Annotated in this window: 20 protein-coding genes and 1 pseudogene; 16 read left to right on the top strand and 5 right to left on the bottom strand. The window is 38.3% G+C overall.

The window, feature by feature from the left end; all coding sequences use genetic code 11:
* Positions 1-13: 13 nt before the first annotated feature.
* The 3 genes from galK to Q1K78_RS11820 all read left to right on the top strand — a co-directional run bounded on the left by galK (position 14) and on the right by Q1K78_RS11820 (position 4990).
* Positions 14-1174: a galactokinase gene (gene galK, locus Q1K78_RS11830; RefSeq protein ID WP_300178751.1), complete on the top strand. Its 1161-nt coding sequence runs from the start codon at positions 14-16 to the stop codon at positions 1172-1174.
* A gap of 9 nt (positions 1175-1183) precedes the next feature.
* The gene (gene galM / locus Q1K78_RS11825) at positions 1184-2245 is read left to right on the top strand and encodes a galactose-1-epimerase (RefSeq protein WP_300178748.1); all 1062 of its coding nucleotides are present in this window, start codon (positions 1184-1186) and stop codon (positions 2243-2245) included.
* 162 nt (positions 2246-2407) lie between these two features.
* Positions 2408-4990 carry an ATP-binding protein gene (locus Q1K78_RS11820; RefSeq protein WP_300178745.1) on the top strand — a complete coding sequence of 861 codons (2583 nt, stop codon included), beginning with the start codon at positions 2408-2410 and terminating at the stop codon, positions 4988-4990.
* Positions 4991-5121: 131 nt separating this feature from the next.
* Here Q1K78_RS11820 and Q1K78_RS11815 read toward each other — a convergent pair whose 3' ends face one another.
* The gene (locus tag Q1K78_RS11815; protein WP_300178742.1) at positions 5122-6123 is read right to left on the bottom strand and encodes a substrate-binding domain-containing protein; all 1002 of its coding nucleotides are present in this window, start codon (positions 6121-6123) and stop codon (positions 5122-5124) included.
* A 130-nt stretch (positions 6124-6253) separates the two neighbouring features.
* On the opposite strand from Q1K78_RS11815, the gene Q1K78_RS11810 reads away from it, so the two are divergent.
* The 6 genes from Q1K78_RS11810 to Q1K78_RS11785 all read left to right on the top strand — a co-directional run bounded on the left by Q1K78_RS11810 (position 6254) and on the right by Q1K78_RS11785 (position 11414).
* Positions 6254-6586 (top strand): tRNA-binding protein, encoded by a 333-nt coding sequence (locus Q1K78_RS11810; RefSeq protein ID WP_300178739.1) that lies wholly within the window; start codon positions 6254-6256, stop codon positions 6584-6586.
* A gap of 298 nt (positions 6587-6884) precedes the next feature.
* A complete protein-coding gene (locus Q1K78_RS11805; protein ID WP_300178736.1) occupies positions 6885-8393 on the top strand; it encodes an alanine/glycine:cation symporter family protein in 1509 nt (502 codons plus the stop codon).
* Between the two features lie 282 nt (positions 8394-8675).
* Entirely contained in the window at positions 8676-10145 is a 1470-nt protein-coding gene (gene dgt / locus Q1K78_RS11800) for a dGTPase (RefSeq protein WP_300178733.1), read from the top strand.
* Positions 10142-10291: a hypothetical protein gene (locus tag Q1K78_RS11795; RefSeq protein ID WP_300178731.1), complete on the top strand. Its 150-nt coding sequence runs from the start codon at positions 10142-10144 to the stop codon at positions 10289-10291. The genes dgt and Q1K78_RS11795 overlap by 4 nt, the downstream gene beginning before the upstream one ends.
* Positions 10292-10363: 72 nt before the next feature.
* The gene (locus Q1K78_RS11790) at positions 10364-10819 is read left to right on the top strand and encodes a YhfG family protein (protein WP_300178728.1); all 456 of its coding nucleotides are present in this window, start codon (positions 10364-10366) and stop codon (positions 10817-10819) included.
* Positions 10812-11414 carry a putative adenosine monophosphate-protein transferase Fic gene (locus Q1K78_RS11785; RefSeq protein ID WP_300178725.1) on the top strand — a complete coding sequence of 201 codons (603 nt, stop codon included), beginning with the start codon at positions 10812-10814 and terminating at the stop codon, positions 11412-11414. Before Q1K78_RS11790 ends, Q1K78_RS11785 begins: the two co-directional genes overlap by 8 nt.
* A gap of 177 nt (positions 11415-11591) precedes the next feature.
* On the opposite strand, the gene Q1K78_RS11780 is transcribed toward Q1K78_RS11785, so the two are convergent.
* Positions 11592-11819, bottom strand: a complete 228-nt coding sequence (locus Q1K78_RS11780) for a PAS factor family protein (protein ID WP_300178722.1) — start codon at positions 11817-11819, stop codon at positions 11592-11594.
* Between the two features lie 299 nt (positions 11820-12118).
* Between Q1K78_RS11780 and Q1K78_RS11775 the strand changes: the two genes are divergently transcribed.
* The 3 genes from Q1K78_RS11775 to brnQ all read left to right on the top strand — a co-directional run bounded on the left by Q1K78_RS11775 (position 12119) and on the right by brnQ (position 15083).
* Positions 12119-12880, top strand: coding sequence for a ribonuclease H family protein (locus Q1K78_RS11775; protein ID WP_300178719.1), 762 nt, complete (start codon positions 12119-12121; stop codon positions 12878-12880).
* A 129-nt stretch (positions 12881-13009) separates the two neighbouring features.
* Complete coding sequence (locus Q1K78_RS11770) at positions 13010-13357, top strand: RidA family protein (RefSeq protein ID WP_300178716.1); 348 nt, start codon at positions 13010-13012, stop codon at positions 13355-13357.
* Positions 13358-13766: 409 nt separating this feature from the next.
* Complete coding sequence (gene brnQ / locus Q1K78_RS11765) at positions 13767-15083, top strand: branched-chain amino acid transport system II carrier protein (RefSeq protein WP_300178713.1); 1317 nt, start codon at positions 13767-13769, stop codon at positions 15081-15083.
* Positions 15084-15203: 120 nt separating this feature from the next.
* On the opposite strand, the gene Q1K78_RS11760 is transcribed toward brnQ, so the two are convergent.
* Entirely contained in the window at positions 15204-17102 is a 1899-nt protein-coding gene (locus Q1K78_RS11760; RefSeq protein ID WP_300178710.1) for a fructose-specific PTS transporter subunit EIIC, read from the bottom strand.
* Between the two features lie 245 nt (positions 17103-17347).
* On the opposite strand from Q1K78_RS11760, the gene Q1K78_RS11755 reads away from it, so the two are divergent.
* Entirely contained in the window at positions 17348-17647 is a 300-nt protein-coding gene (locus Q1K78_RS11755) for a PTS fructose transporter subunit IIB (RefSeq protein ID WP_300178707.1), read from the top strand.
* The gene (locus Q1K78_RS11750; protein ID WP_300178704.1) at positions 17647-18435 is read left to right on the top strand and encodes a PTS sugar transporter subunit IIA; all 789 of its coding nucleotides are present in this window, start codon (positions 17647-17649) and stop codon (positions 18433-18435) included. Before Q1K78_RS11755 ends, Q1K78_RS11750 begins: the two co-directional genes overlap by 1 nt.
* Positions 18436-18505: 70 nt before the next feature.
* Here the strand turns inward: Q1K78_RS11750 and manA are convergent, their stop codons facing one another.
* Positions 18506-19705, bottom strand: a complete 1200-nt coding sequence (manA, locus tag Q1K78_RS11745) for a mannose-6-phosphate isomerase, class I (RefSeq protein WP_300178701.1) — start codon at positions 19703-19705, stop codon at positions 18506-18508.
* Positions 19706-19799: 94 nt separating this feature from the next.
* A complete protein-coding gene (locus tag Q1K78_RS11740; RefSeq protein ID WP_300178698.1) occupies positions 19800-21701 on the bottom strand; it encodes a fructose-specific PTS transporter subunit EIIC in 1902 nt (633 codons plus the stop codon).
* Between the two features lie 297 nt (positions 21702-21998).
* Here Q1K78_RS11740 and Q1K78_RS11735 point away from each other — a divergent pair, with 297 nt between their 5' ends.
* Both Q1K78_RS11735 and Q1K78_RS11730 read left to right on the top strand, forming a co-directional pair.
* Entirely contained in the window at positions 21999-22853 is an 855-nt protein-coding gene (locus tag Q1K78_RS11735; protein WP_300178696.1) for an AraC family transcriptional regulator, read from the top strand.
* A gap of 90 nt (positions 22854-22943) precedes the next feature.
* Positions 22944-23548: pseudogene (locus Q1K78_RS11730) on the top strand (GGDEF domain-containing protein); the annotation flags it as partial.

Below are 23548 nucleotides of genomic sequence, written 5' to 3'. Positions count from 1 at the left end.
TGAGAACAAGATTATGACAAACCTAATTAAAAACGTAAAAGACGCATTCAACTCAGCGCTTTCTTACGCACCAACGCACATTGTTCAAGCGCCGGGTCGTGTGAACTTAATTGGTGAACACACCGATTACAACGACGGTTTTGTATTACCTTGTGCGATTAACTACCAAACAGTAGTGGCTGCTGCAAAGCGTGATGACAATATCGTTCGTGTCGTATCAGTAGATTATGGCAATGAAACGGACGAGTTTGATATCACTCAAGAGATCACATTCCAAGAAAACAAAATGTGGGCAAACTACATTCGTGGCGTGGTGAAGTGTTTAATTGGTCGTGGTTTTGAATTCAAAGGGGCAGATATTTCAGTTTCGGGTAATGTTCCTCAAGGTGCAGGTCTTAGTTCATCAGCCGCATTAGAAGTGGTTATCGGACAAACCTTTAAAGAGCTGTATAACCTAAACATCAGCCAAGCAGAAATCGCACTAAATGGTCAACAAGCAGAGAATGAATTTGTAGGTTGTAATTGCGGCATCATGGATCAAATGGTTTCAGCAGAAGGTAATGAAAATCACGCAATGTTACTCGATTGCCGTTCTCTAGAAACCACAGCGGTATCAATGCCAGAAAACATGTCGGTGGTTATTATTAACTCAAACAAAAAACGTGGCTTGGTTGATTCAGAATACAACACTCGCCGTGAGCAATGTGAAGAAGCTGCACGGATCTTTGGTGTAAAAGCACTGCGTGATGTGAGCATTGAAGAGTTCAACGCAAAAGCACATGAATTAGATGAAATGGTCGCAAAACGTGCGCGTCACGTGATTACAGAAAATGATCGTACCGAAGAAGCGGCAAAAGTGTTAGCGTCAGGTGATATGAAACGAATGGCTGTATTAATGGCTGAATCACATGTCTCAATGCGTGATGACTTTGAAATCACAGTAAACGAAGTCGATACCTTAGTTGATATCGTTAAAAACGTGATTGGTACAGAAGGCGGCGTTCGTATGACTGGCGGTGGTTTTGGTGGCTGCATCGTTGCTTTAGTTCCGCCAGTATTGGTTGATGAAGTTAAAGCAGCAGTTGAAGAACTGTATGAAACGGCAACAGGCCTAAAAGAATCAATTTATGTGTGCCAAGCAAAAAATGGTGCAGGTTTAGTAGAAGTGCTGTAAGGAATACACATGACAGAACAATCAACATTGTTCGAAACCATGACAAAGGAGGCGGCCAGTGATGGTCGCCTTGCTCAGTTATTCGAACTTAAAAATGAAAACGGAATGCGTGCCGTGTTTATGGACATTGGCGCAACATGGCTAAGCTGTAAAGTACCAGTAAAGAACAAGCTACGTGAAGTATTGCTAGGCCAGTCGACAATGGCGGACTTTGAGAAACAACAAAGCTACATGGGCGTTACCGTTGGTCGTTATGCTAATCGGATTGCGAATGGCCAATTCAAAATTGATAATACTAAATATCAGGTAGAGACAAACCAAGCAGGAAACACCTTACATGGTGGGCCTGAAGGGTTTGATAAACGTCGCTGGTCAGTGGTAGAAGAAACGACAAATAGCGTTGAATTTAGCCTAGTATCACCCGATGGCGATCAAGGGTTTCCTGGTGAATTAACCGTTAACGTAAAATACCTGCTCACTGACGATAATGAAGTCGTGATCCGTTATAACGGCAGCACGACTAAATTAACGCCGATTAACTTAACCAATCATGCATATTTTAATTTGCTTGGTGCAGACAGTGAATATCTCGCTCTTGATCATATCTTAAGTATCAATGCCAGTGAGTATGTTCCAACAACAGACGTTGGCATACCAAAAGGGTTATGGAAAAAAGTAAAAGATACCAATTTTGATTTTACTGATCCAAAAGTGATTTCCCAAGATTTCATGCTCGATAAAGATCAAGAGAAAGCCAAAGGTTACGATCACTCATTTGTGCTTGATAAAACCTGTGCAAAAGGCGAGTGCGCGGCAAGCTTAACATCTCCAGATAGCTTAGTTACTCTGCATGTATTGACGACAAAACCTGCGATGCAGCTGTATACGGGAAATTGGCTTGCAGGAACACCGAATCGAATTGGTGGTGATTATCAAGATTATTCAGGCATCGCATTAGAAACCCAATTCTTGCCAGATGCGGCAAATCATCCTGAATGGCCGCAACCAAATGCCATTTTATCACCAAGTGAAACGTATCATTACGAAACTTGCTATCAGTTTATAGTATAAACTACCTAGCTTGTTTTATTAAAAGTCCCTAGCAGTTAATTGGTTAGGGATTTTTTTATTCACAAATTAATGTGCCTTTGATCATACTTAGCTATGCTTTTTTATGAAAAATTGCCTATGCTGACTATAATTATAGTTAATAAATTAAGCGCTAGGTATTTTATGAATAAAGATATGTCCTTAAAGAAAAAAAGCATATTAGCGTTGGGCTGCTATGTCTGCTTTTTAATTGCCATTATCGGAAGTATTACTTATTACGTTGTCCAATCACCTATCCGTTCTAATTTAGAAAGCAACCTTGATGTAAAGACCCAACTTTTATCACGAGAAATAGATGATCCACTTAGTCACTCTCTTTCAACGTTACATGCGTTGGTTGGTGTTGCGGTTAGTGGTTATCCTGCTGATGTTATTCAAAATATGCTTTCTTCTGTATTTAAAGAAAGTGATGACATCATTATTAGTGGTGGAATATGGCCCGAGCCTAATACATTCATACCTTCTAAGCGCCTAGCCAGTGTATTTCTGTCACGAAATGAACAAGGTGAGGTTGAGTTAGTTGATGATTATAATCAACTTAGTGCATCACCTTATCAAAACGAATCTTGGTATGTGTCTGTTGCTCATGAGAATAGTACCCAACGAATTTCATGGTCTGAGGTTTATATTGATCCTTTCACTCAGCAGAAAATGATCACAGCTTCTCAACCTTATTTTAATGAAGGGAAATTTATTGGCGTTGCAACCATAGATATATCTCTAAAAGGGTTAATTGGCGTTATTGAGTCCCAAGCGGAAAAGCATAAATTAGGTGTTATTATTAAGAATGGTGATATCACCATTGCAGAGTATAAATTTAACGTTCAAGAAGGCATGTATGTAGTAAAGCATACGATGGAAGATTTTAATTGGCAAATCAATGTTATTAATTCTTATCGAACGGTTTCTGATGAAATTTATGCACAGATTATTAATATTGAATTAGGTATTGTTCCTATTTTATTGCTGTGTGTAATCATTGGTTACTACATCATTAATCGCAGTTTAATTAATCCGATTATCTTAATATCAGATCAAATTAATGAGACAGATTCGAATGAAAAAATAGACATTAATTATTCTTACAAAGATGAAATAGGCAGTTTGATCTCATCTTTTAATCAGAAAACAGAATTTCTTGAAATAGAAAAAATAAAAGCAGAATCATCAACTAGAGCGAAAAGTTCATTCTTAGCCAATATGTCTCATGAGATACGAACCCCATTAAATGGCATTATTGGTATGTCAGATATTTTAGCGGATACGGAGCTTAACCCAGTTCAAACTGAATACCTTCAGACTATTGAAACATCGTCACAAGCTTTACTCTTACTCATTAATGATATCCTTGATTTGTCGAAAATAGAATCAGGGCATCTAGTTTTGGTTCCTCAGCAATCTAATGTTGCCGAAGTGGTGTATGACACGGCTACGGTAGTGTTAAGTAAAGCATCAGAGAAAGGACTCGCGCTGCAAATTGAATTAGCTCCAAACCTTCCGGAAATAGTGATGCTTGATGAACATAGATTACGTCAGGTATTGATGAACCTACTGTCGAATGCGGTTAAATTTACACAGAACGGCGCTGTCATTATTTCTATTCATTATGAAGAACACGCCAATTCACGCGGGGCATTATTGTTCTCTGTAAAAGATACCGGTATCGGAATTAATAAAGATAAACTCAAACAAGTGTTTGAACCATTTATTCAAGAAGACAGCTCTATTACTCGTCAATTTGGTGGTACAGGCTTAGGGCTTGCTATTTGTCGTCAATTGGTTGAGTTATTGGGTGGTGAAATCAAGGTAGATTCAGAAAAAGGGTTCGGTAGTAAGTTTTACTTCATGCTTGATGTTGAAGTGGTTGACCCTGCAATACCGACGTTACCAGAATGCAGTGGTGCAACGTGCTTAATTATCAGTAATGATAAAGCCTATGCGTCTCAATTAAATTCCGAGTGTAAGAAATTAGGTTTATTAACGACGATAGTGGCAAATAACGATGATATTGCGGTGAGATCAGAACAACATGATCTTGTGATTTATTGTCAGAATACGGCGAGTTCGACACTGGATTATGTACATAAAATAAATGAGCTTGAGCAACGCCCGATATTGATTGTTTGTAGAAAACAGCAAGATGAAAAGATCGATTTTCATCACGCCATTGATGGTTTGATTATTTACCCGCTGCTTGGCAAGCGATTTACTAAGGTTATCGACAAGGCTTTTCAAAAAGCAAAGTTGGAATTGAAGCAATCAAGTGAATCAATTATGTTAGCGAACTCTTCTAATTGTGATCCAAAAAATGAGAAAAATAGCGGTGTGGTAACTAGATCGATTCTTGTTGTTGAGGACAATTTAGTCAATCAAAAGGTTGCTTCGTTGTTATTGAAAAAAGAAGGACTGCGTGTTGATTTAGCGAATGACGGTCAAGAAGCGGTTAATATGATCAAAGCACAAACTACAGATTACGTATTGGTATTAATGGATTGCATGATGCCAGTGATGGATGGATTTTCAGCAACTGAAGCGATACGAGAATGGGAGCAAGAAGGTGACAGAAAACGCTTACCAATTATTGCCTTAACCGCCAGTGTCTTTGTTGAAGATATAGATAAATGCTACCAATCAGGCATGGATGACTATGTGGCAAAACCGTTTAAGAAAGAACTCATTCTTGAAAAACTAGAAGCGTATACCTAGTGTGTCGGTTATTCTAGGGATCTAGGGATCTAGGGATCTAGGGATCTAGGGATCTAGGGATTAAAATTAAAACTTAGTAAAGAGAGGCCAAGAGTGAATGCTTGGCCTTTTTATTTATGTGGCGTTCGCCGTTATGATTGATTTTTTACTGAAGAGCGTTCAATTAAACTCGCTTGAAATATTGCACCAGTAATATCACTGCTATTTCCTTTTACCAAGGCTAATGACAGTTCAGCTGCCTGCTCAGCCATGGTGTGAATAGGGTAGTCGACAGTACTGAGTTTTGGGTGCAAGTATTTAGCGATTAAGCCATTATCGAACCCCATTAGAGAAATATCATTTGGTACCGAGATATTCTGTTTTTCTAAGGTAGATAGTGCCCCAGCTGCCATGTAATCGTTATAACAAACCACACCAGTGAACGGTACACCTCTGCTTAGTAACTCAGCCATTGCTTCTTCACCACCTTCATCACTTGGTTCAGCTTCTACGATTAATGCGCTATTACTGGTTAAATGATGCTTTTTTAAGGCATTCAAATACCCTAATTGTCGATGGTGGCAATCATCAATATTCTGGTTTGAGTTGATGTAGGCTAATTCTTTGTGTCCTGACTCAATGAGATGCTCAGTAGCAAGGAGGGAGCCCAATTCATTATCAAGAGAAATACAACGATGGGCAATCTCAGGAATATGGCGATTAATCACGACTAACCCTGGAACTTCATTGGCAAATTGAATTAACTCATCATCACTGAGGCCTTTAGCGTGAATGATTAGAGATTGGCACTGGCTATTCATTAATAATTCAATCGCTTCTTTTTCAATGTTCGCATCGTGATAACCATTACCAATCAGTAAATGTTTATTGTTTGCTCTTGCAACACCATCAACCGCCTTGATTAACGCTCCAAAAAAGGGATCAGAGACATCCGCGACTAGAACCCCAATCGTGTTAGTACTTTTACTGACGAGCGCTCGCGCATTAGCATTAGGGCGATAACCTAATTTTGTCATTGCAGCATTAACCGATTCAATCGCCGCTTTACTCGCTTTTGGCGATTTATTTACTACACGAGAAACGGTGGCAACAGATACGCCAGCTTCTTTTGCTACATCTTTTATTGTTGCCATAATCGTGATTTCAATCCTGTAATTTGATCAAGTTAAAGTTTTAGTAAAAATTTAATGGTGTTTTCTTGCTCAATCGTAGTTTGCTGATAATGTAAACGTTACCACTAAGCCAAGTTAAGGATAAAGTAAAATGGAAACAATTGCATACGGTGATTTCGCAAAATTAGATATTCGTGTTGGAAAAATCACAGACGTTAAGCGCCATGAGAACGCAGACAAACTCTACATTGTACAAATTGATGTGGGTGAGCAAAGCCTACAAACTGTCACAAGTCTTGTACCTTACTACACAGAAGAAGAATTAATGAATAAACAAGTCGTTGTGTTATGTAATTTAGCAAAAGCAAAAATGCGCGGTGAAACGTCGGAGTGCATGTTGCTGTGTGCAGAAACAGAAGATGAATCAGAAAGCGTGCTGTTAACGCCAGAACGTTTGATGCCAGCAGGCGTTAAAATCGTTTAATTGAATAGGCCTAGAAACAACGTATTTCTAGGCTTTTCTCTTCATTACCTTTGTTTTTCGTAAGTAACCTGCCTGGTATTAACTAAATATCATCCAAATGATACTTCAGCAGTATAAATAATCACCAACTCATATGTTCTTAGTTTTATCTATCCGTTTAGTTTATCTATTTCGCTATTTAGTGCTTTGATTCACACTTTTATATCTTTAAGAAAGGTTGTTGTTAACTAGATGTTAAACCTTGCTGTATGGTTGGTTAAATAATTAAACCATCTTCATAAACTGAAAAGGATTTTATATGCAAGGTATCGTTGATTTTATCAATAGCATAATCTGGAGCCCAGTGCTGATTTATCTCTGCTTGGGTTCTGGTCTCTTTTATTCCATTCAAACTCGTTTTGTTCAAATTCGTCATTTTAAAGAAATGTGTCGCTTACTTGTTTCTAATAAAGAATCAAGTAAAGGGATAAGCTCATTCCAAGCTCTGGCAGTCTCGTTGTCTGGTCGTGTTGGTACAGGTAATATCGCTGGGGTTGCTGCTGCTATCGGCTTTGGTGGCCCCGGTGCGATATTCTGGATGTGGGTAGTGGCTTTCTTAGGCGCGGCAACCGCGTATGCAGAATCAACCCTTGCTCAAATTTATAAAGAAGAAGATGAAGGCCAGTTCCGTGGTGGTCCAGCTTACTATATTGAAAAAGCTATGGGTCAAAAATGGTATGCGTGGATATTTGCTATTGCGACGATTTTTGCGTGTGGCGTGTTACTTCCGGGTGTGCAATCAAACAGTATCGGTAATGCCGTTGAAACCGCGTTTGGTACGGGTGGCATGATTGATACGGGCATTGGTGTGTTCAGTTTTGCAAAAATTTTTACTGGTGCGGTTATCTCAGTGATCCTTGGTTTCATCATCTTTGGTGGCGTTAAGCGTATTGCGCATTTCACTCAAATTGTTGTGCCGTTCATGGCATTGGCTTACATCATTCTTGCATTCGTTATTATTCTACTTAACATCTCAGAAGTACCAACTATCTTTGGTATGATCATAGGTGATGCATTCACTCCAATGGCAGGCTTTGGTGCCGCAATTGGTTGGGGTGTTAAACGTGGTGTTTACTCTAACGAAGCGGGTCAAGGTACGGGGCCTCATGCGGCAGCTGCTGCAAGTGTTGAACACCCTGCACAGCAAGGTTTGGTTCAATCGTTCTCTATCTACATTGATACGTTGTTAGTATGTTCTGCTACGGCGTTTATGATCCTTATTACGGGTACATATAATGTTCAAGGCGGCGGTGAAGGCGTATTCTTAGTTCAGAATATTTCTGAAACGATTGGCGCAAACGGCCCTATGTTCACTCAACTAGCGATTGAAAGTACGTTACCGGGTATTGGTAAAATCTTCATTGCTTTTGCGTTGTTCTTCTTTGCTTTTACAACGATTCTTGCTTACTACTACATTGCAGAAACCAACATCGCTTACATTCGTCGTACCGTTAAAGTTGATGGCATGATGTTTATCCTTAAGTTGGTGATCATGTCTGCGGTATTCTACGGCACCATCAAAACCGCTAACATGGCGTGGGCAATGGGTGATATTGGCGTAGGCTTAATGGCATGGTTAAACATTATCGGTATTTTGATTATCTTCTTTATGTCTAAACCGGCTCTAAAAGCGTTGAGAGATTATGAAGATCAGCAAAAACGCGGGGTAACAACCTATACGTTTGATCCAGTTAAGCTAGGTATTAAAGGCGCAACGTATTGGGAAGGAAAGCTTGAAAGACACAAAAACAAATCAAAAGAGAAGTAACTAAGCTAGTTTGATAATGATAAGAAAACGCCATCCATTGTGATGGCGTTTTAGTTACTAAAGTATCAATAAATTAAACGCTGAGTAGACATAAACTACTCAGCGTTTTTTTGTTGGATTTATAAAGAAAATATAACGAAATAAGACAGCGTTCTGGTATGCTGTTTGGCGTAGATATATGAATCACTTTCTGGTTGTTGATAGGTTATATTCAGTTGGTTTTGTGGATATTAGGAAAGTGAGGGGTATATTTTAATGTTATATCAATCAGTTGGAGGTTTTATGGATTATAAAAATAAATTAAAATTAGATAGATTCAGAGTATCATCGATCGAAGGTCGAGATTTTAACGAAGAAATGGAAAGTGATCGAGGTAGAGCGGTAAACTCTGCTGCAGTTAGACGATTACAGAAAAAAACACAGGTATTCCCTTTAGAGTCAAATGCGGCAGTACGTAGCCGATTAACACATTCTTTAGAAGTGCAACAAGTCGGTCGTTATATTAGTAAGCTAATTATTAAAGAATTAAGCATACAAGGCTTAGATATTTCTGAGTACTCAGAAGGATTTGTGAGTGCAGTAGAGGTATCTTGCTTATTACATGATATAGGTAATCCACCATTTGGACATTTTGGGGAAGAAGCTATAAATTTATGGACTGAATCTTTTCTCTCGAAATTTATACGAAGTACATTTAGTGCAGAAAAAGACTGCGATAAATTAGTTAAAGATTTATGTAATTTTGAAGGTAATGCTCAAGGCATAAGGTTACTTCATCAAATACAGACACTTAACCTTACATATACTCAATTAGCTTGTTTAATCAAATATACTCGAGCAGCTTATGAGGATAAACCTAACACGGTAGAAACTGAAAAATTTAGTTATAGAAAGAAAAAACCAGGGTATTATTTTTCTGAAGAAAAATTATATCAGAAAATTCAAAAAAGCTTATCTATTGAAAAAGGATGTAGATTTCCATTAACGTATATTATGGAAGCTGCTGATGATATATCTTATTGTATTGCAGATGTTGATGATGCTGTTGATAAAGGAATTTTGTCTATTGATAAACTACATTCTGAAATCAAAAGGATTTGGGAGTCATTTAGAGATAAAAAAGGAGTTGATAATAAGGTTGTTGATGAAGGTTACTTATTAGATATTGCTGATAAAGCAATGGAGAAGGCTAATAAAGAAAAATTCAATAGAAATCATACTTATATATTAACGCTTAGAACTACATTGGTTAACGATCTCGCAAAGTATGCTACACGCAGGTATGTTGAAAATCATGATTTAGTTTTTAATGGTTACTTTGATGAATCTTTACTGGGTGGGTGTGATAAATATAACCTTGCGACAGAAACTCTAAGGTACCTTTCTGTTGATAATGTATTTAATCATAGAGAAGTGGAAAATTTAGAGCTTAAAGGTTATGCGGTAATATCTGGGTTATTAAAAATATATTCACCTTTAATAGAGTTGTCATTTGACGATTTTAAATACTTAGCTCTAAATAATAGATTGAAAAGTAATCCAATTGAAACTCGGTTGTTTCATAAACTATCAAGTAAGCATAAATCAGCATATTTTCTGGAGGTAACTGCATTATTTGATAAAGAAGAATTATCAGGCTCTGATAAGTTAGTTGAAATTTATTACCGTTCTAGGTTACTTATCGATTATATCAGTGGAATGACAGATGATTTTGCATTGGAAGAATATCAGCATCTTACCGCGTCAATTTGATTGATATAACAAAGGCATCAACACGATTTGCTACATTCGGCATTCTAGGTTTCTTTGAGTTTACCGCATTAAGTGGTAAATTTGATCTTAATCTACATGGTAGCAAACGTGTTATGCAGGCGTTAATTGCTTCTTTGTTAATTTAGCTTTCAAATATGGTAATCATTCCCTTTGAGTAGTAGACTAATATTATTTCCGCATAAATGTGCGAGGTAAGCATGAAATACGAATTATTAGTTTTAGCTGCAATGACACGATTGGAATCTCCAAATACTCAAGCTATCGTGGCTGCAACTGGGATTTCTGAACGTAAAGTACAATCCGTAGTTAACTCATTAGTTGAACATTTAGGCTTAAATATTCAAAGAGAGCGCCAAGGTCGAACCTTCCGTTTTTCTATAAATAGCTGGGGTGTTTTTGAATCAGGGAAAGCGATTCAATCTAAACTTAATGACATTGATTTAGTTATGCCAAGTAATTCAATGCTTTCTTCTTACGAAGAAAAACATGCCTATTTCGAGCAAGTCAAAATGGATAACTTTAAAGAAAGTATGCGTTTAGAGGGGCATAATGTTGCTAGTGATTTCGATTTATCACTAGACAGAGAGCAACAACGTCAAATTTTGTTAAACAAATACTCAAACGTAAATTCGTTAGAGGCGCTCAATGGCTGATAAATATGGCACAACTCAAGATCCTTATACTTACGAAAATAGTACGGTTCTTGTTAATAAGCTCAATATCAGCAATGAAGCGGTATTAGAGGCTGCTGAACGTGATTTAACAACGTTAGCTGCAATGTATGTGGAGTTTCAATTGCCTCCTTACGATTTCAGCTATCTGCGTTCAATTCATCACATTTTGTTCTCCGATCTATTTGAATGGGCAGGCGAACTAAGAACGATTGATATTTCAAAGGGGAATACACGTTTTTGTAATGTAGTTAGGATTGAAAAAGAAGCGAATAATCTGTTTTCAATGTTAGAAAAAGATAAGTATTTAGTTGATCTATCATACGATGAGTTTCTTACTAAATTAGCTGAGTATTATTGCGATATTAACGTTCTACATCCATTTCGTGAAGGTAATGGTCGCGCCCAACGTTTGTTGTTTGAGCATATTGCAATCAACTGTGGTTATAATATTAATTTTTCTGGTATTACTGCTGAGCAGTGGGTAGCCGCCAATATCCATGGTTATCATTGTAATTATGTGCCAATGAAAGAACTGTTTTCTATTTGTGTAACTAAAGCTGAAAAGCGCAGTTAACAATCACATCAACACAATTTACTACATTCGGTATTCTAGATTTTACCGTATTAATTGGTAAATTTTGGCTTAATCTATATGATAGCAAATGTGTCATGCAGGCGTTATGTGCATTTTAGGATGGGTTCTAGCCTTTAAAGTTAATAATTAAAGGCTAGCAATATTAAATGGTTACTATCAGCTAGGGTTCTCTTCTAGAATTTTACAAGCTTTAGTCACTGCATCATCAAGATCCTCTAATCTTCCAGCGCTAACTGGACCTAAGACGCTTGAATATAAAGCAAACTTCTTATCAAAAGGTAAGTTTAATTGGTCGTACAGTTTCTGCCTAATTTCAGCGTACTGGTTAGGCTCTGCATTTGTTAAGCTAGTTAGAGTGTCATAGATGAGTGATGTTGTATCCATTGATTTATCTCCGTATTGGTCATCTAATATTATCGCTAGTATAGGAATGATATTTACAGATGCCCATCACATAATGATTAAAATTTTGTCAAAAATAACCAGTTAAAACTAAGGCAATATGGCGAGCTCTGAAATGGCTGAATCAGAATTATTGGTGTTTACTCATATACCTGCATTGTATTCAAACCTACAATGGAAGATGATTGAAGCGCATGATGCTCATTTTGTGCTTATAAAGTTCATTAGTTGTGTAATTGCAGCGTTATATTCATTCGTAAATTGTTAGTAAGGGAATTAGATTGGCTCAAAAATATTATGTCGTGTGGAAAGGTCGTGAAACTGGAATATTTACAACGTGGGCTCAATGCAAAGCTCAAGTCGATAAATTTGCCGGGGCGAAGTATAAATCATTTCCTTCATTAATAGAGGCTGAATCCGCTTTTGGGGATCCAACGAGCACTCAATCATCGACAGTTACTACGGCTAAAAAATCAGGTGGGTCAAAAAAGACACCTCTCTCTCAAGACCAAATAACGGAGATGCCATTTGATATTAAAATTTTCACCGATGGGGCAAGTGTGCCTAACCCAGGTGAAGCGGGTGCAGGTATTGCTGTTTATGAAAATAATAAGATAAGTGAATTGTGGTACGGTATTTACCAAGCGGTTGGTACAAATAATACCGCTGAATTAAATGGGTTATACCAAGCTTTTATATTGGCAAAAGGGAAGATTGCTAAAGGCTATTCCGTTGCCATTTATTGTGATTCTATGTATGCGATACAGAGTATTACTCAGTGGGCGGAAGGTTGGTCGAAGAAAGGCTGGACGAAAGCGAGCGGTGAAATCAAAAACTTAGACATAATTAAACCTATGTACGCCTTGTATCAAGAGATCGCGAATAAGATCGAGGTCTTTCATGTTAACGGTCACGTTGGTATTGAAGGCAATGAACTTGCAGATAGAATGTCGATTGTTGCGATTGAGTCTAAAGATGAAGCATTAACTCTTTATAGAGAAACGCATGATATAGCGAAAATTTTAGCGCTTCGTGCAGGTTAAGATTGCGAGTCAGTGAAACGCATTGAGGTTATGATTGTCTTATTTGATATTATCGTAATTAAATCGGTGCTCTATTTTTTTCTTCTGATAAAATAAGCATCTATTTAATTTTGATTGTATAAGTGAAAAATGGGTATTCAACGTATTAATCCAAGTGAGAAATGGTCAGATGTTACTGTCTTTAATAAGATGGCACATTTTGTTGAAGTTGCTTGTGATGAAAGTGCAGACATGCGAGGCCAGACTGAGCAAATTTTTGCACAAGCTGAAGAGATGTTAGCAAGCGCAAACAGTGATAAATCCCGTTTGGTATCGGTTACTATTTATGTGACTGACTTTGCTAATTTGGCTGTATTTAATGAAGCGTGGATAAAGTGGTTACCAGAAGGGTGTGCACCTAGCCGAGCATGTTTAAAAGTTGAGTTAGCCGATCCTGATTACTTAGTTGAAATTGCATTTGTAGCAGCAGTTAAGTAGTTAAAGATAATTAAATTAAAGTACTCGGTATTTTGTTACTGAGTACTTAGTTAGATTAACAGGCTTATATATCAATAGCGTATGATAGTATTATGTCTGTTATCTTATATAAAATTAGAACAATAAATAACCAATCAATATTTAGGCTTTACAATCTATTGTGTTTCCTTTAGTTTAAAGACAATTATTTTATAGAGTGTGTAAGTTATGTCTACAGACATCAAACAACATCAAGCAGGTTTACTCACTGCTACTAAGCGTAATGCTTATGCACTCGTCTCTGTCGTCGTTGTCATTTACTGATACTGACGATTTTTTTATTCGTCAGTTAGGCTGGCGGATAAGAACCTTTCTTTATAATCTTCTAGCCAAATTGACACCCTGCTTCACTTTATAAAAGGTATGTCGTTTGAACAGAAGAGATCTCGCCGCTATCGGCTTTATGACATTTGCACTCTTTCTCGGTGCAGGTAACTTAATCTATCCACCATTAATGGCACAACAAGCTGGCGACAATTGGCTTATTGCTATTGGCGGCTTCCTGCTTACTGCTGTCGGACTTCCTGCTATCACTTTGGTCGTATTAGGCCGTTTATCTTCTGCTGATAAGCTGACATCGTCACTTCCTAAATGGATGGACCGCTCATTTTGGTTTTTAGTACTTACTACGTTAGGCCCTGCATTTGTATTGCCACGAGCAGTAACCGTTGCGTATGAGATGGGCATTAAACCTTTCTATTCTGGTAATGGTTTAATGGTGTTCTCCGCTTTATTCTGTGCATTAACCTTATGGTTGGCATTAAAACCGGGTAAGTTAATTGATTATATCGGTAAGATCATGACACCGGCATTAATTGCGATGTTAACGGTATTGGTTGTCGCGGCATTATTGAATCCATTAGGTTCCCCAAGCCAAGCAATTGAAATTTACGAGCAAGCCCCTGCGGTTAATGGTTTAATTCAAGGTTACATGACATTAGATGCGATTGCGGCAGTGGCGTTTGGTTGGGTAATAATTCAAACCATTCGTAGCAAAGGCGTTGAGAGTAAAAAAGCAATTTCTTACTACACACTACGCATTGCCGTTATTTATTCTGTGCTGATGTCATTATGTTATTTAGCAATGGGCTACTTAGGTTCAACGTCATCTCAAATTGCACCCAATGCGAGTAATGGTGGCGAGATCTTAACGCGTTATGCGGCAGGGGAGTTTGGTGTATTAGGTCAACTTCTATTAGCGGCAATCACATTAATGGCGTGCTTAACTACAACGATTGGCTTAACTAATGCGAACTCTGAATACTATAAAAATACTTATGGTGTAACCTTTAAAGTAAGCGCAACGGTAATTATGGTGCTTACGGCTATCATTTCAAACGTAGGGTTAGAGACGATTATTGAAGTGAGTTTACCTGCGATCCTTATTTTATGTCCGATAGCTATTGCGTTGATCATTGCAATGATTTTACTGCCAGAAAAGACAGAATCAGAGAAACCGATGATTTCGATGAGTCATACTACGATTGTATGCATTGCAGCATTGTTCGGAACTATTGATGCATTGCATATCTTAGGTACTTTGCCTGAGGCTATGACTATTTTTTGTGACCAATGGTTACCATTATTCTCTTCTCATACTTCTTGGTTGCTTCCTGTGCTTATTACTATTCTAGTAAATAAAGTGTTCAGTAAAGTACAACCAAAGAAAGTAGCGATGAGTAATTAGTGACTAGAACAAGGCTTACCCTTGTGTATTGATAGAGAGCAGCCATAATAGCTGCTCTTTTTTTGTTATCTTTAATCTATTACGTTGATTGTTAGTGGTGCTGTATTTGGGATTAGTGGACTAAGAAGATAAAAACCGTTTTGATGATAATTTAACTTTGTTCGATTTAAGTAAGGCTTCGCCATTATACATAGCCTCTTTGGTGCTGATATCAAGCGTCTGCTTACCTGAGAATCGAAGCGGCTCTTTGATTGCCACATCATGGGCAAAGATAACCAATTTTGCGTGCTTAATATCTAATGGAGTAATGCGATTATTAATACCGTCAGCACCTTGAGTTTCAACTTTTATTTTAATGCCTAGTCGTTGTGCTGCTTTTTCTAAACTCTTTGCAGCAAGAAAGGTATGAGCAACGCCTGATGGACAAGCGGTAACCGCCAATACATCCGCTTCACCTTCGTTTTTAACGGTGGTTAATATAAGATCACGGACGTGTTCATTATCATCTTCTACGGCGTTTTTCTTTAGATAAATAACAATGAGTGCAGTGGTTAATGAGCCAAGTATCGTCCCTAGAATATAACCAAATTTACCATCAACAACGGGCAAGACAATCCAGCCGCCCCATGGGGCATGATTTAATACGTTGAATAAAAATCCAGTCACGTTACCGACAATACCACCAGCCACAATGGCAGGAATAACACGAGCAGGATCGGCAGCAGCAAATGGGATCGCGCCTTCGGTAATACCGATCATTCCCATGATACCTGCCGCTTTGCCTGCTTCTCGTTCTTCACGTTTGAATTTCTTAGGGGATAAAATCGTTGCCAGTGCCATGCCTAGTGGTGGTGTACAAATGGCAATGCCAATCCCCCCCATTAACCAAGGTTGAGTGTTTACTTGAGTTTGAGCAAATAGGGTTGCGACTTTATTGATAGGGCCGCCCATATCAAACGCGGTCATCGCTCCAAGGATCACCCCAAGAACGACTTTACTAGAGCCTGCCATACTGGCGAGCCATTCATTAAGCATTGTCATAGTATTGGCAATAGGAGCACCGATGACCCACATAACCGCAGCGCAGGTAACAAAAGTGCCAATCAATGGATAGATGAAAATAGAACCTAATGAGGCCATGCTATCTGGCAGTTTGATTTTCTTTAAGGTTCTTACGACAAAGCCTGCGAAGAAGCCAATGATTATTGCTCCTAAAAATCCGGTGTTATATTGTTGAACCGCGATCCAAGAACCAATCATTCCTGGCGCTAAACCCGGTTTATCGGCAATGGAATAGGCGATGTAACCACCAAGAACGACGGTAAATAAAGTTAAGCCTGCAATGCCCATTTGAGCAATATCAGCCAATATACCTTCTGTTGGCACTGCCCCATGACCTGAAATCATCACTGACAAAGAAAGTAAAACACCACCAGCGACAATGAATGGGATCATGTGTGAGGTGCCAAATAATAGATGTTCTTTCGCACGACTTAGGCCGCGGGATAAGTCACTTTTATCCGCCTGTGTTTCAATGGTGATGGTGGAAGTAAAGCCGTCTTCTTGCTGAATTGAATCGGTGAACAGTGCTAAGGCTTCTTCTTTGCTTTTAACTGCTTTTAATTTGTCGGTAAAACCGTCTTCAATTAAGCGGATAGATATTTGTGATAAGGCTTCAATATGTTGGTTGTCATCACCATCGGTAGAGGCAAGCATAAAAAATACATCTGAAGGTAGACCATCTTCTGCCCCATAATCGATACCTGTTCGGCTGATACCAATCGCAACAGAAGGGGTAATTACCGCAACACTTTTAGCATGAGGGATCGCAATGCCATCCTCAAAGCCAGTATTTCCAATTTCTTCTCGTGCCCAAACATCGGCTAAAAACTGCTGTTTGTCCGCTATCTTGCCGGCATCGTCGAGTATTTTAACCATCTCTTCAAGTATGCTTTCTTTAGACGTTGACTTGAGATCTAAACAGATAACATGAGTGTCTATAAGCGAAGTGATGTCCATAACGATTCCGTTTCTATTGGTAATAACCAGTAATGTTAGAGGATATTGATATTTTTATAACTGGAGAATAAAGGCATTTACTGGATTATTGTACCGTCAGTGGCAAAGTGTGAGTTTGCTCCTTATTAATTGATACAAAAGCACTTTATGATTAATAGTCGTGATATCAATCAGTCATTCTCACCATAACAATACCTTGAGAATACTTAGCGTTATTTCATCATTGTATTTATTAAGAGCAAATCATGAAAATTGTGGCAGTAACAGCGTGTCCCACCGGAATTGCACATACTTATATGGCAGCGGACGTATTAAAAAAAGCAGCCGCTAAATTAGGCGTATCCATTAAAGTGGAAACTCAAGGTGCGATGGGGGTAGAAGAAGTACTAACTCCTGTAGATATCGTGAATGCCGATCTTGTTATCATCGCTTCCGATATTGAAATTGAAAATAAGAGTCGTTTTTTAGGTATCAATACCAAGCAATATAGCATTGAATCGATACTAACGGATGTTGATGCTATTTTGAGAAAACATCTTTCATAATGAAGTCTGCCATTATCGACTATCGCATTACCTTTTTTGTGAAAGAGCAAGGCTTGCCACCTCAAATGGTAAGTCAGCTCACTCGATTAGCTAAAAAGTTTCAAAGTCTTGTTTATATCGATAATATTACGCAAAATCTCAGTACAGATGCCGCCAGTTCGTTAGGGTTGTTGAAAGTAGGATTAAGGCCTGGAGATTTTTGTCAGCTAGTCACGGTAGGGTTGGATGCTGAATGGGCCAACTTTGTTCTCACTGATTTGCTTTCTTCAACGTTTGATTTTGTCGCTTCAGATAAATTGTGTGATTTCTCCGAAACTATCGTTAATACTCGTCCGCAACTAACCCCTCATTGTGAAGTTGATTTTCACTACGTAAAAGCACAAACCTCGTTATCTAAATTTGAAATACTAAAAGGCTTATCTCAGCTTATTTACCCGCAAGAGTCTGATGAATTGTTGCTGTCTTTAATAAAGCGAGAAGAGCGCTCATCAACGGCAATGGCAAAACAAATCGCCTTACCCCATGTTATTTCTCCTTATGTTGAGAAACCGACAATTGCGATCATTCGTAGTGATTACTCGGTTGATTGGGCATCAAAGATGGGAGAGGTTAACTTGATTATTGCTTTGGTTCTGCCTGAAAAACCAAATCGAGACATGATCATGGCGGCAACCTATTTAACTCGCAGTATGTTGTCTGTTGAATTTAGTCAGAGATTAGTCAATACAAGGCAACCAAAAGGTCTCCAAGCTCTTATTTTATACGCGATGTGCCAATTGATTGAGTAGATTATTCGTGCTCTATCAGAATATCGCTGACTAACAATAAAGTAGCCAGCGAGGTTCAAATTACAAAGAATTAGTTATACGCACGTGCTACTTTTCCGCTGCATTTTAATGTGTATTGGTGTGCATAAGCGGGAACAAATACAGAGTGTCCTTTAGATACATTAACGGTTTCACCTGTTGAGTGGTTTAATGTCATGTCGCCATCAATCGCAAATAGGATCTCTGCACTGTGTGTTTCTAGTGGTAGCTCGTCTACTGGTGCAAAAACAGAGAATTTAAAATCACTGACAGGAATAGGGTAATTCATCCCCCCGTTAATAATGTTAGGTTGCATAATCAATGATTCAGCCGGGATGCTTACGAACTCTGTACAATCCATCAGTTCATCAATATCCATGAATTTTGGTGTTAATCCTGCACGTAAGACATTGTCTGAATTGGCCATTATTTCTAATCCAGTGCCATTAATATACGCATGAGGTGTGCAAGCCGTTAAGTACATGGCTTCACCCGGTTGCAGTGTGATCACATTCAGCATTAATGGGGTGAATAGACCAATATCGTTCGGGTATTGAATGGATAGATCATCAATCAATTCAAACAAGGTATTCTGCTTGTTATTTGCTGCAAAAAGACCTAATTCCGACAATGCGGTGTCTTTTGTTTCATCAGTTAATGACAGAATGGCTTGAAAGAAATCCTTTAGCCCTTGAGAGTTTGGTTGCTGTTCAAAATTAGCCACTAGCGCTTCAATGGTTGTTAAATTCATTTCTTTAAATAGAGTGATGATATCTTGATACTCACGAAAACCATTCATTGCTTTATAAGGGGTTAACGCATAAACCAGTTCAGGCTTATGGTTGTTATCTTTGTAATTACGATTAAAAGCATTTAATGCAATCCCTGCGTGCTCTTCTTTATCATAGCCAGCCATGGCTTGTTGCTTATTAGGGTGAACTTGAATTGATAGTGCTTTTTCAGCGGCTAACACTTTGAATAAATAAGGCAGTTCACCAAAATGGTCTGCGGTTAATGAAGATAAACAGGCTGCTTGGTTTTGATTTATTAAGTCAGATAATAAGATAGGCTGATCATTAATGATAACGGTAGAGCATCCATTGGGGTGAGCGCCCATCCATAGTTCAGCTTGAGGTTTATTACTGGTGTTTTTAATATCAAATAAGGTTTCGATAGAAGTCGTACTTCCCCATGCATAATCTTGAATTACATTGATCATAGGGTAGAAGTATTGTTGATTAGATGGATTCATAATGCACTCGATGTCATCAAAAATAAGGTCTCCACTGAGGTTCTTCTTTGGTTTTTGTGTATTACCAGAAAGAAAACAGTGGAGATAGGGAAGATTAAGCCGCAGCGGTAGAGAATGATTTCGCTTGGCGAGCTTTCTTGATAGAGACACAAACTAACGCTGTTACCGTTGCGCCTGCTGCCATACAAGCCAGAGCTAATACTGGTTTATTCATTGCACCCAGTAGGGCAACAACAGGACCACCGTGAGCAACGCTGTTGGTAATACCGAATGAGAATGCCATGACAGCAGCAACCATAGAGCCAAGCATATTGGCAGGGATAACTGAGATAGGATCTTGCGCTGCGAATGGAATTGCACCTTCAGAAATACCGACTAGACCCATGGCACCAGAGGCTTTACCTGCTTCAATTTCAGATTCTTCAAAGATGTTGAACTTGCGACCAATAACCGTTGCTAGTGACATACCTAGTGGAGCGACAGGAATTGCACACGCCATTGCACCCATGAATTGAGTTTGACCGCTTGCAATCATGCCAACCGAGAATAGGAAGGCGACTTTATTGAATGGGCCACCCATATCAAAGCCTGCCATGCCACCTAGAACAATCCCAAGTAGAACAACGTTACCTGTGCTCATGTTGGTTAGTAATACGTTTAGCGAATCCATTAAATCGGCAATGGGTGCACCAATAACAAAAATGAATAATGAAGCGATAAATAATGAGCCCGTAATCGGCGCAATGACGATAGGCACAAGAGGTTGAATGAACTTGTGGTAGTTAATGTTAACGATGAATTTAACAAAATAACCCACTAGCAGACCGGCGATAATGGCACCGATAAAACCGGTGCCTGCATCAGCACCATAAAATGAGCCGTTATTGGCAATCCAACCACCGATAAGTCCGGGTGTTAACGCTGGACGATCAGCAATAGCGTAAGCAATGTAACCAGCAAGAACTGGGATCATCAAGGTAAAAGCAACGACACCGACATCGAGTACTTTATTCCATAAGCTACCAGGAGGGATCGCCATGCCGCTTTCGGTTGGCTGCCCACCAAGAGCTAATGCCAGTGCGATTAATAGACCGCCAGTGACCACAAATGGGATCATGTGAGAGACGCCATTCATTAAATAACGATAAATATCAGAGCGGGTTTGAGACACGCTGCCTTTATTTTCGGTGTTTGATTTAGTGGTATCAGCGACAAAAGGGGGTTGTGTTAATGATTGAGTAATGAGGCCTTTTGCATCTTTAATTGGGGCTTTTACGTTGGTTTGGATCAGTTTTTTCCCCGCGAAACGCGTAAGGTCGACTTGCTTATCACAGGCTACGATAATGGCATCAGCTTGTTCGATTTCTTCTGCTGTTGGGCTGTTTTTCACCCCAATAGAACCATTGGTTTCTACTTTGATTTTGTAGCCTAATTCTGCCGCGCCTTTTTCTAGTGCTTCAGAGGCTAGGTAGGTATGAGCAATACCGGCAGGACAGCCAGTAACACCGATCAAAAAGCCGTTAGTCGCAGCAACGGTATTGGTGTTGTCTGTTTTTTCAAGTAACAGCGCTAACGCCATTTTTGGTGACGTTGCCGCTAAGAATTTTTCAATAAATCCATCTTCAATCAATTTACAAGACAGCTCTGCGAGTACTTCAATATGGTGGTCAGCGCCGTTTTCAGGAGAGGCAATCATAAAGAACAACTTAGACGGTAATCCATCTTCTGCACCGTATTCAATGCCTTGCTTACTAACACCAATCATTACCGCAGGGGATATAACCGCTGAGCTTTTTGCGTGAGGTAAAGCAACGCCTTCTTCAAAGCCTGTATTTCCTAATTCTTCTCTTGCATAGATATCATTAAGAAATACAAGTTTGTCGTTGATCCGCCCTTGCTGTAGAAGGTGTTCTGCCATTTCAGCAAAAACGTCGCCTTTGGTTTTTGCTGCAAGATCTAAGCAAATTAATTGTTCGTTGATTAAGTCGGTAATCATAAGTTATTCCCATTTAGATGGATGTCTTGTGAGGGAATAGTGTGATTCTGATAGGAGATATTGGTAAGTGTGCGAGAAATGCATTTACTGGATTTTTGTATCCTATAAAGCCAAGTGTGATTCAGCTCTGATTTTTATAAAACCAAAAGGCTATAATGCAATTATCGAAAAACTAGTTAATAAATAATAACTTAGCTCAATGCTCTGGTGGTTTTCTTGATGTGGTATTTATCAGTAACGTTATGTTTTTTATAAGTTTAGTGGATAAAAGTGTGATTTATTTTGGTAAGAGTGGAAATGGGTTTAGTCTTTAATACTGTCTTAGAAGCGTTATTGTCTGAAAGAGAAAGCTTTAATAAAGTCTGGTTTGCAGGCGATAAAGTGACGCCTCCCTCATGCTGTTACCAAGTGAACTTTCCACGTTTAGAATTAGTGATCAGCGGCGAATATCTAAATCAAATAGAAGATCCTGATGTCGGTATTACCGAAGTGAAAATCATGGCAGGCGATGCACTCTATATTCCACCTAACTGTTGGAATAAACCCGACTGGAGTGAGGATTGCTCGGTACTTAGTTTGCTATTTGGACGCAGACAAGTAGGCTTTAGTTTGGTGAGTAAGCGCAAAGGTGAAGAAGGATTCTATGATGTGCAGAAGTACAGTATTCAAACTCGAACAGGTCATGCGATAGACAATATTTTAGAGGCCTTAAATGCGTTAGCTCGTGAGCCCAATAAAAAGCAGATTGATGAATACCTCCTTCTGGCACTACTAAGTTACAGTAAATCCATGCTGGGCGAGCAGAATGAAACGATATCACCTAAAAAACGCAGTGAAGATCTGTACCAAGGGATATGTATTTACATTCAAGAGAATTTTCATCGCAGCATAGACAGAAGTAATATTGCGAGCCGTTTTAATATTTCACCTAACCATCTATCACGGATGTTTAGACAGCAAGGTCACATGACATTGGCTGACTATATTACTTGGGTACGAATTGAACGTGCGAAATTCATGTTAAAAAAATATACTTTTCGTTTAACTGAAGTTGCGACCCGTTGTGGTTTTCAAGATGTGAATTACTTTTATCGAGTATTTAAAAATAAAACCAGTTATACACCATCAGATTATCGAACCATGGTTAAGTAAAGTCACTTTTTTTTAGTAAAATAAATACACCTAATTTATTGTGAGCGGAAAATTTAGGTGTATACTCCTTTCTTTTTTATAAATATCAAAATGAAAAAAATAATTCTCTCTATTATTGGAATAATGATTATTTCAAATGCGACTGTGTTTTTTGTTAACGAAATGTCTCACAATTATGATATTGATGTTAATGTTGAAGAGTATGAACAACAATTAGTAGCGTTTAGTAATAATTGTGAACCATTAGAGTGCTCTATCATAGCTAACTTTAATCGTATTAATAAACAGGAATATACTGAAAATATTAAACAGATAGCAGAAAGTATTCGCCCTATTTTAGGTTATAAAAATGGACCAAAAATAGGAATTGCTATTTTAAATATAGCTTTTAAATATGGTGACTTTGATTGTGATGAAAAGCTCTATTTCTGGGATAAAATAGCTACATTAAAATATAAAGATAACGATCTGTTTGGTATGATAGATCCAATACTCAGTTATATTCAAATTGCTAATGATAGTGGTGATAAATTTAAAATAGCCACAGGTGAACTAAGTTTAGCATTAGCAATTGGTTATTTTAAAGGTTATGAATTTTCAAATAAAATAATAGAATCTATCATAGATAATGATGAATCAAATGAATCAAATGAATCAAATGAATCAAATGAATCAAATGAATCAAATGAATCAAA

The organism is uncultured Aliivibrio sp. (assembly GCF_946479765.1).
Lineage (GTDB): Bacteria > Pseudomonadota > Gammaproteobacteria > Enterobacterales > Vibrionaceae > Aliivibrio.
The sequence above is the reverse complement of the archived record's forward strand: the minus strand, read 5'-3'. Positions and strand labels throughout refer to the sequence as shown.

Coding starts and splice junctions, on each gene's coding strand:
- galK (WP_300178751.1), top strand. CDS start 14: ATGACAAACCTAATTAAAAACGTAAAAGACGCATTCAACTCAGCGCTT.
- galM (WP_300178748.1), top strand. CDS start 1,184: ATGACAGAACAATCAACATTGTTCGAAACCATGACAAAGGAGGCGGCC.
- Q1K78_RS11820 (WP_300178745.1), top strand. CDS start 2,408: ATGAATAAAGATATGTCCTTAAAGAAAAAAAGCATATTAGCGTTGGGC.
- Q1K78_RS11815 (WP_300178742.1), bottom strand. CDS start 6,123: ATGGCAACAATAAAAGATGTAGCAAAAGAAGCTGGCGTATCTGTTGCC.
- Q1K78_RS11810 (WP_300178739.1), top strand. CDS start 6,254: ATGGAAACAATTGCATACGGTGATTTCGCAAAATTAGATATTCGTGTT.
- Q1K78_RS11805 (WP_300178736.1), top strand. CDS start 6,885: ATGCAAGGTATCGTTGATTTTATCAATAGCATAATCTGGAGCCCAGTG.
- dgt (WP_300178733.1), top strand. CDS start 8,676: ATGGATTATAAAAATAAATTAAAATTAGATAGATTCAGAGTATCATCG.
- Q1K78_RS11790 (WP_300178728.1), top strand. CDS start 10,364: ATGAAATACGAATTATTAGTTTTAGCTGCAATGACACGATTGGAATCT.
- Q1K78_RS11785 (WP_300178725.1), top strand. CDS start 10,812: ATGGCTGATAAATATGGCACAACTCAAGATCCTTATACTTACGAAAAT.
- Q1K78_RS11780 (WP_300178722.1), bottom strand. CDS start 11,819: ATGGATACAACATCACTCATCTATGACACTCTAACTAGCTTAACAAAT.
- Q1K78_RS11770 (WP_300178716.1), top strand. CDS start 13,010: ATGGGTATTCAACGTATTAATCCAAGTGAGAAATGGTCAGATGTTACT.
- Q1K78_RS11760 (WP_300178710.1), bottom strand. CDS start 17,102: ATGGACATCACTTCGCTTATAGACACTCATGTTATCTGTTTAGATCTC.
- Q1K78_RS11755 (WP_300178707.1), top strand. CDS start 17,348: ATGAAAATTGTGGCAGTAACAGCGTGTCCCACCGGAATTGCACATACT.
- Q1K78_RS11750 (WP_300178704.1), top strand. CDS start 17,647: ATGAAGTCTGCCATTATCGACTATCGCATTACCTTTTTTGTGAAAGAG.
- manA (WP_300178701.1), bottom strand. CDS start 19,705: ATGAATCCATCTAATCAACAATACTTCTACCCTATGATCAATGTAATT.
- Q1K78_RS11740 (WP_300178698.1), bottom strand. CDS start 21,701: ATGATTACCGACTTAATCAACGAACAATTAATTTGCTTAGATCTTGCA.
- Q1K78_RS11735 (WP_300178696.1), top strand. CDS start 21,999: ATGGGTTTAGTCTTTAATACTGTCTTAGAAGCGTTATTGTCTGAAAGA.